Origin of the sequence: Neptunomonas sp., from assembly GCF_016744175.1 — a bacterium.
Taxonomy (GTDB): domain Bacteria; phylum Pseudomonadota; class Gammaproteobacteria; order Pseudomonadales; family Balneatricaceae; genus Neptunomonas.
In genome coordinates, this window is record NZ_JADGEV010000028.1 from 43,423 (window position 1) to 50,521 (window position 7,099).

General features: G+C 40.9%; 8 protein-coding genes. 5 read left to right on the forward strand and 3 right to left on the reverse strand.

Going from position 1 to position 7,099, the window contains the following annotated elements:
* The first annotated feature begins 19 nt into the window (after positions 1 to 19).
* The 5 genes from pepN (at position 20) to QZZ55_RS13285 (ending at position 5,249) form a co-directional block, all read left to right on the forward strand.
* Positions 20 to 2,650, forward strand: coding sequence for an aminopeptidase N (gene pepN / locus QZZ55_RS13265; RefSeq protein WP_293267811.1), 2,631 nt, complete (start codon positions 20 to 22; stop codon positions 2,648 to 2,650).
* Between the two features lie 73 nt (positions 2,651 to 2,723).
* On the forward strand, positions 2,724 to 3,110 hold the full coding sequence (locus QZZ55_RS13270; RefSeq protein WP_293267812.1) for a hypothetical protein: 387 nt from the start codon (positions 2,724 to 2,726) through the stop codon (positions 3,108 to 3,110).
* Positions 3,111 to 3,121: 11 nt separating this feature from the next.
* A complete protein-coding gene (locus tag QZZ55_RS13275; protein ID WP_293267813.1) occupies positions 3,122 to 3,925 on the forward strand; it encodes an ATP-binding protein in 804 nt (267 codons plus the stop codon).
* A gap of 4 nt (positions 3,926 to 3,929) precedes the next feature.
* The gene (locus QZZ55_RS13280; protein ID WP_293267814.1) at positions 3,930 to 4,526 is read left to right on the forward strand and encodes an HAD family hydrolase; all 597 of its coding nucleotides are present in this window, start codon (positions 3,930 to 3,932) and stop codon (positions 4,524 to 4,526) included.
* A gap of 174 nt (positions 4,527 to 4,700) precedes the next feature.
* Positions 4,701 to 5,249, forward strand: a complete 549-nt coding sequence (locus QZZ55_RS13285) for a hemerythrin domain-containing protein (protein ID WP_293267815.1) — start codon at positions 4,701 to 4,703, stop codon at positions 5,247 to 5,249.
* Here QZZ55_RS13285 and QZZ55_RS13290 read toward each other — a convergent pair.
* The 3 genes from QZZ55_RS13290 to QZZ55_RS13300 all read right to left on the reverse strand — a co-directional run.
* Positions 5,239 to 6,378, reverse strand: coding sequence for a sensor domain-containing diguanylate cyclase (locus tag QZZ55_RS13290; protein ID WP_293267816.1), 1,140 nt, complete (start codon positions 6,376 to 6,378; stop codon positions 5,239 to 5,241). The two genes, QZZ55_RS13285 and QZZ55_RS13290, sit on opposite strands and share 11 nt — an antisense overlap.
* A gap of 81 nt (positions 6,379 to 6,459) precedes the next feature.
* Positions 6,460 to 6,786 carry an MGMT family protein gene (locus tag QZZ55_RS13295; protein WP_293267817.1) on the reverse strand — a complete coding sequence of 109 codons (327 nt, stop codon included), beginning with the start codon at positions 6,784 to 6,786 and terminating at the stop codon, positions 6,460 to 6,462.
* Between the two features lie 192 nt (positions 6,787 to 6,978).
* On the reverse strand, positions 6,979 to 7,099 hold a 121-nt coding region (locus tag QZZ55_RS13300; RefSeq protein ID WP_293267819.1), incomplete at its 5' end, for a 4Fe-4S dicluster domain-containing protein.

The following is a 7,099-nucleotide window of genomic DNA, read 5'->3' on the forward strand; positions in this document are numbered from 1 at the left end:
TCGAATTAGAGATTTTTTTATGACCCAGCAACCCGAAGTTATATACCTTAAAGATTACAAGGTCCCTCCTTTTCTTATCGACCACACAGAATTACGTTTTGAGCTAAAACCTGACAAAACGTTGGTTAAAGCTCGAATGACAATGCGCCGTAATCCTGAATCACAAAGTAATAGTCGTGAGCTGGAACTACAGGGTGATAAGTTATTATTGCTTTGCCGAGTATCAGTTGATGACCATGTATTGCTTGAGAATGAGTTTCAGCGTAATGAGCAGGGTTTAGTTATTTCAGATGTTCCTGATACATTTGTCCTTGAAACAGTTACTGAGATTAACCCTGATGAGAATACTGCTTTAGAAGGGCTGTACCGTTCTGATGGTATTTACTGTACTCAGTGCGAAGCAGAAGGTTTTAGGAGAATAACTTTTTATATTGACCGACCCGATGTTATGTCTGTGTTTTCGACAACTATTGAAGCAGATAAAGCCGCGTATCCTGTACTGCTTTCCAATGGTAATCCTGTAGCCGCAGGAGAAAGTGATGAAGGACGTCATTGGATTACATGGGAAGATCCTCATCCTAAACCCGCTTATCTGTTTGCATTAGTAGCCGGTGATCTGAAGTTAATTGAAGATCAGTATAAAACCTCAAGTGGGCGCAATGTTGCTTTACGTATTTATGCAGCGGACAAAGACCTAGATAAACTTGATTATGCAATGAAATCTCTGATTAATGCGATGCGCTGGGATGAAAAGGTATACGGTCGAGAGTATGACTTAGATATCTATATGATAGTGGCGGTTGATTTTTTCAATATGGGAGCGATGGAAAACAAGGGCTTGAATGTCTTTAACACATCTTGTGTCCTTGCTAGCCCAGAAACGACCACAGATGCTGGTTTTCAGCGTGTCGAAGGCGTAGTAGCGCATGAGTACTTCCATAATTGGTCAGGTAACCGTGTGACATGCCGTGATTGGTTTCAGTTAAGCTTAAAGGAAGGATTTACTGTTTTTCGGGATGCAGAGTTTTCTGCTGATATGAACTCGCGAACAGTTAAACGAGTTGAAGATGTAGCCTTGTTACGTACCGCTCAGTTTGCAGAAGATGCCGGTCCTATGGCGCACCCAATATTGCCTGCTTCATTTATGGAAATCTCCAATTTCTACACAATGACAATTTATGAGAAGGGAGCAGAAGTTGTTCGCATGATTCATACTTTGTTAGGTGAAGATGCTTTCCGTAAAGGGAGTGATCTATACTTTTCTCGACATGATGGGCAAGCCGTAACAACGGAAGATTTTGTTAAGGCGATGGAAGATGCCTCAGGACAAGACTTACAACACTTTAGAAATTGGTACACTCAAGCAGGTACACCCGTTCTAACTGTGACGGATGTGTATGATGAGGCAACACAAACTTATCAACTAACAATCACTCAATCTTGCCCAGCAACACCGGGACAGGAAACCAAAAATCCTTACCATATACCTGTAGCGATCGGGTTGTTGGATGAAGAAGGAGCTGATTTAGTGTTGCCAAATGGTGCAACCACGCAAGTACTTGAGTTACATGATGTTGAGCAGACGTTTGAATTCATCGGCGTTACTGCTAAGCCTGTACCTTCTTTGTTGAGAGGTTTTTCTGCACCTGTTAAATTGAATTACCCATACTCGCACGATAATTTAACGTTTTTAATGAGTCACGATAGTGACGGTTTTAGCCGTTGGGAAGCTGCACAAAAGCTAGGTGTTGATATTCTGCAATCGTTGGTTTCAGAGCTTTCGCAAGGCAAAGAACTTCAATTAGATACACAATTAGGGGATGCTTTTAGGGTTGTTTTAGGTAACAACGACTTAGATAAGGCAATGGTTGCAAAAGTACTGACTTTGCCTTCAGAAGCATACCTCAGTGAGTTGGCTGAAGTCATTGATGTTAGTGCCATACATCAAGCGCGCCAGTTTGTGCGTCAGCAATTAGCTAAGCAGCTGGAAACTGAATTGCTTTCTACTTACAAACGTTGCACATCAACTGAAGCATATTCTCCTCGTGCTGATAGTATTGCTCGACGTTCGTTGCGTAACGTTTGTCTGAGTTATTTAATGGCAACGGGTAAACAGGAATACCTTGAATTAGCATTGGCGCAGTTCCATGAAGCCGATAATATGACGGACAGCCAAGCTGCCTTGAGTCTTGTCGTGCACTCAAGCTTTCAGAAAGCCGGTGAAGTGATACTTGATCAATTTTATCAGCGTTGGTCGGATCAACCTTTAGTCGTTAATCAATGGCTTTCGGTGCAAGCATCAAATCCCCAAGAAGGGACGCTATCTCAGGTTGAAACGCTAATGGAGCACGAAGCGTTTAATCTTCAAAATCCAAATAAGGTTCGCAGTCTTATTTCAAGCTTTTGTTCATTAAACCCGGTTAATTTTCATGAACTTGACGGAAGTGGCTATCGTTTTCTAGCAAATCAAATTATTATTCTTAATGACCTCAATCCCCAGATAGCTTCACGCTTAGTGACGCCTCTTACACGTTGGAGGCGTTATAATAGCAATAGGCAGGAGCTAATGAGGACACAATTACAACGAATTATGGATAGTGGGAATTTATCCAGGGATGTATTTGAGGTTGTGAGTAAAAGCTTGGCATGATAGAACTAATTGAGTGGTTTGGTAGTCATACAAATCACTCATTCAAAAATAATACTGAACTATAGGTGTGCTGATGGACCGAAAGCTCTCATCTGAAGATAAATTTAATTTACAACAAAACTTTCGACGTTATCTTAAGTTTCAAGATCAATACGAAATAGCGAACGAAACAGCGAAAGATGCTCGTGCAAGTCGAGTGTGGGTAGCCGGAGTTATAGCGCTCTTGTTTGCAGTGGCTTCAGACTTTTTCCTTGGCGCTTCGACGGCATTATTTGGTCTATATTTTTACCGAATTATAATGGCTTCAATGAAAGTTGGGTCGGCAGAAGAAGGGCGAGAAGATACAGACCGATGGTTTGCAGGTAAAGGTTTGAAATTTGAAGGACGTATTTTATATTTCCGTGATGATCAGATGATGGAAACACCTCTAGATCCTTTCAATGACAGCCTCTATCAATAAGACGCTCCACGATGCCGGTTAAGCGTGAGTACCAACATTTGACGAAACGTACTCGTCAGATGTTGGCTTCTACAGAAACAGCAAATGTTGATTTTAAGCGTGATGTCAGCGGTGTAAAAAGTAGCGATATTGTTGCGCTGGCCAATGCGCCTAATGGTGGCACTTTGCTCATTGGAGTCGATGAGTATACAACGCAGGGTGGGCTTCAAAGAGGCAAAGTTGTTGGGTGTGAGGTAGACGATAACGCTCGTCTTATGGTGATTAATAAAGCAACTGATTGTTACCCCAACGTAGATGTTCAAATATTTGTTGAGAATTTAAAAGCGAAAGCCATAATGAGGATTGAAGTTCCTTTGGGGCTTTTAAAGCCGTACTGCTCTCCTCGCGGAGAGTACTCAATTCGCGCGGATGGGCGTAATCGCGCGCTTTATCCTGAAGAATTGTTACTCATATTTATGGACAGCGAGGGCGATAAATTTTTGTCTCGTTTTCGTACAGCAGTAAGTCAGCTTGAATCTCAGGTTGGTAATATCAATCATTCTCTTAGTAGCGACATGCTGGCCGTGGCACAGCATATCCATGATTTGGATGACCAGCTGCAGCGCACATTGGGGCGCTTTGCCAGAATTACTGACAGCACAAAGAAACGCTCCCGGAACCTTCTACACACCTTAAAAGATAGCCAGGATAGTCTCGGAAAGTTAGAGCGCTTCCTTATTGATGATGCAAATTTTGAGCAGCGCCAAGTAGCGATTCAACGACTCGAAGATAAAGTTGATTTACTACTTAAACGCATGTCTTCCGATAAGAAGTAATTCTATGTCTGATTTCTTAAAACATTGCGAGCATTGGATCTTCGATCTTGATGGAACGCTCACGCAACCCGTTCACGATTTTGATCTCATTAGAAGAGAGCTAGACATCACGCCGGGTGAAGATATTTTACAACATTTGGCGAACCTTTCTGAGCCAATACGTAGTGAAAAAGTTGAGCGCCTAGATCAATTAGAGCATTTTTATGCACTACAAGCTAAGTCCGCGAATGGTGTTTATTCATTACTAGAGGAGTTATCTCATAAGCAGTGTAATATGGGGATAGTGACTCGTAATACTAAAGCTTTTACGCAGCTATCCTTGTCTGTTTTAAACTTGTCTGAGTATTTTCCTTCAGAGTGCATTATTGGGCGTGATGATGCGGTTCCTAAGCCGGACCCTCAGGGGATAGGTAAGCTGCTTTCTTTATGGGCCGCACCTGCAAGTAATGCCGTCATGATTGGAGACTTTAAATATGACCTCTTGGCAGGTAAGGCTGCGGGTTGTAAGACAGTGCATGTCAGTACCGATAGGGACATGCAATGGCCAGAATTAAGTGACTATCGTTATAACTCTCTTGCTGAGTTAGCAAAACTCATTTGAACTTATTTCAAAATAGAGAATCTGTATGTTTTTAGAGCAAAGGTTTATTTGATACGTGTACTTCTAGCTTTTCATAAGCACCCTAATTACTCAATATTTGAAGCATTGATTTCTATCAAAAATATCTTTCAGCTTGAGCTATAGTGTTTATATCCATGTATTGGAGGAAGGGACATGACAGTAATATCAGAGTTGCAACAGGATCATGTTAATTTAAGTAAATTGCTTGAGATTCTAGATAAAAAAATTATCAAGTTAAAGGATGGAAACCAACCTAATATAGGATTAATGGCTGATGTTATCGGGTATATAGCCAATTATGCAGAAGGCTATCATCACCCAAAAGAAGATGAGGTATTTGCCTTCTTCAAAGGGCGTGATACTAAGCTAGATGGCGTTATGCAAGAGTGTGAAGTAGCTCATACAAACCTCAAAGGATTCGCGCATGCATTGCTGGAAGTCATTGATGGAGTTTTACATGATGCAGTCATGCCAATGGATAACTTTATTGAAAAGCTTGAAGACTTTGTGCGTAATGAAAAAAAACATCTAGATTTCGAAGAAGCGAGCGTTTTTCCAGTACTCAATGAAGTAGCAACAGATGCTGACTGGAAGGCTGTTGAAGCAGGGCTCCCCATTGAAAACGACCCGCTTTTTGGTGAAAAACGATCAGAAGAATATAAAGCACTTTATGTAGAGCTAATGAGAGACATTAACTCGTAGTATGGTCTGTATCGTTATTTTGAGGGACGTTGTAAGAAAAACCTTTATAACATACACGGTTTCTTCCCATGCTTTTTGCCTCATATAGCGCTTTGTCCGATCTATTGAGCAATAGGTCGGCTTGTTTCTTTTGGTCTTTCTCACTGTCAGTGTCTGTAGGCAAGTAAGTTGAGCAACCAATTGATGTCGTAACTCTAAAGGGAGTGCCATTTAGGCTACGAAAGATTTGCACTGATATTTTTTGGCGTAAATTTTCTGCAACTTTTTCTGCTTGTTGTTTTGCACAACTAGGTAAAAGAATAGAAAACTCTTCGCCGCCATAGCGTGCAACTAAATCAGTCTTACGTAGAAGTTGCTTTAGTAAGAGACCGATGGTTCTGAGAACGCGATCTCCTGTTTGATGTCCGTATTCATCATTTATTTTTTTAAAATGATCTAGATCTATAAAGAGACAGCTCAATGGTTCGCTATTACGATTGGAGCGAGTGACCTCTTTGACGATTTCTAAGTCAAATGCTCTTCGGTTGTGAGCACTTGTCAACATGTCGATAATACTGAGTCTGTGTAAATTCTCGTGGTTGATACAGTTTTCAATACAGACGGAGATAACAGATGATAAGTGGGAAAGGTAATCGTAGCGATAGTCGACAGTGTAACGATGAATGTCTTGAGCGCCTAAGTGCAAACTACCAATGAGGCAGTTCTGGCGAATTAAAGGGAGCATTGCAACACTGAGGATATAAGGGTTATCAGGAAATATCTTTTTACGCATATTTAAATCTATTTCACCTGCATGTAGTGTCTTGCTAGGATAAAGCTGGCGTAAAAGGCGTTGGTCGGGCTCAAATTTCAGTCTACTTCTATCAGCAACAGGCATCTCTTCTAGCAAGTCTAATGCTATTTGCTCTGGATCAAATAAAATAATTGAAACAGCAGATAAGCGAAAAACATCTTTGAAATGATTCAATAAGATATCTAAAAGATCGGATAATTTATGGCAGGCAAGTAGGCGCAGTTCAATGTCAAAAAAGCGATTGAGTATGGTTTCATCGTGCTCCACTCTTTTTGCGGCGAGCCTAAGAGCGCGTTGTAGTTCTGCGTTATCTAATGCGAGAGTTTTTTTATCCATATTTTATATCTAATAATGCTTGAGATATTTCTTATCAATATTCAAGCATATTGCTTCAGTATTAAATAGGTTACGAATGGATTAAATTTCCCAACGATATGATTTTAAGTTGATTTTCCCGTTCAAAACGACGACCCCCTCATCCTGTAAACGCTGTTTTTGTGCATCGTATCGACTACTGCCGATAGGAAAGGAAATTTCGCCTTTAGCATTAATGACCCTAAACCATGGGATTAGAGTATCTTTAGGAAGCTTTGATAATACTCTACCAACAGCACGCGCCGTTCGGGGAAAGCCAGCAATTTCTGCTACTTGACCATAGGTGGCTACTTTTCCTTCAGGAATAAATCCGATAGCAGTCCAGATAGCTTCATCATAGCTAACGCTATTATTGGCAGTAAGCGGCATATATTGCTCAATGTATTTAGTGTTTTTGAATAGATATATAGTAGGTTTCAATCTAAGTTGTTTTAAAAAAAGCTTCAATCAATTCTTTAAAAAGGCGAATAAAAAAGCCCGAAAAACGGGCTTTTGGGCAATCACTATTCATTATTCCATGTAAAGTTCTCCGGCTGCATCTCAGGCCTTACATGTGTGAGCTTACATATTAGGGTAGTTAGGGCCGCCGCCGCCTTCAGGCGTCACCCAGGTAATATTCTGAGATGGGTCTTTAATATCACAGGTTTTACAGTGCACGCAGTTCTGAGAGTTGATTTGGAAG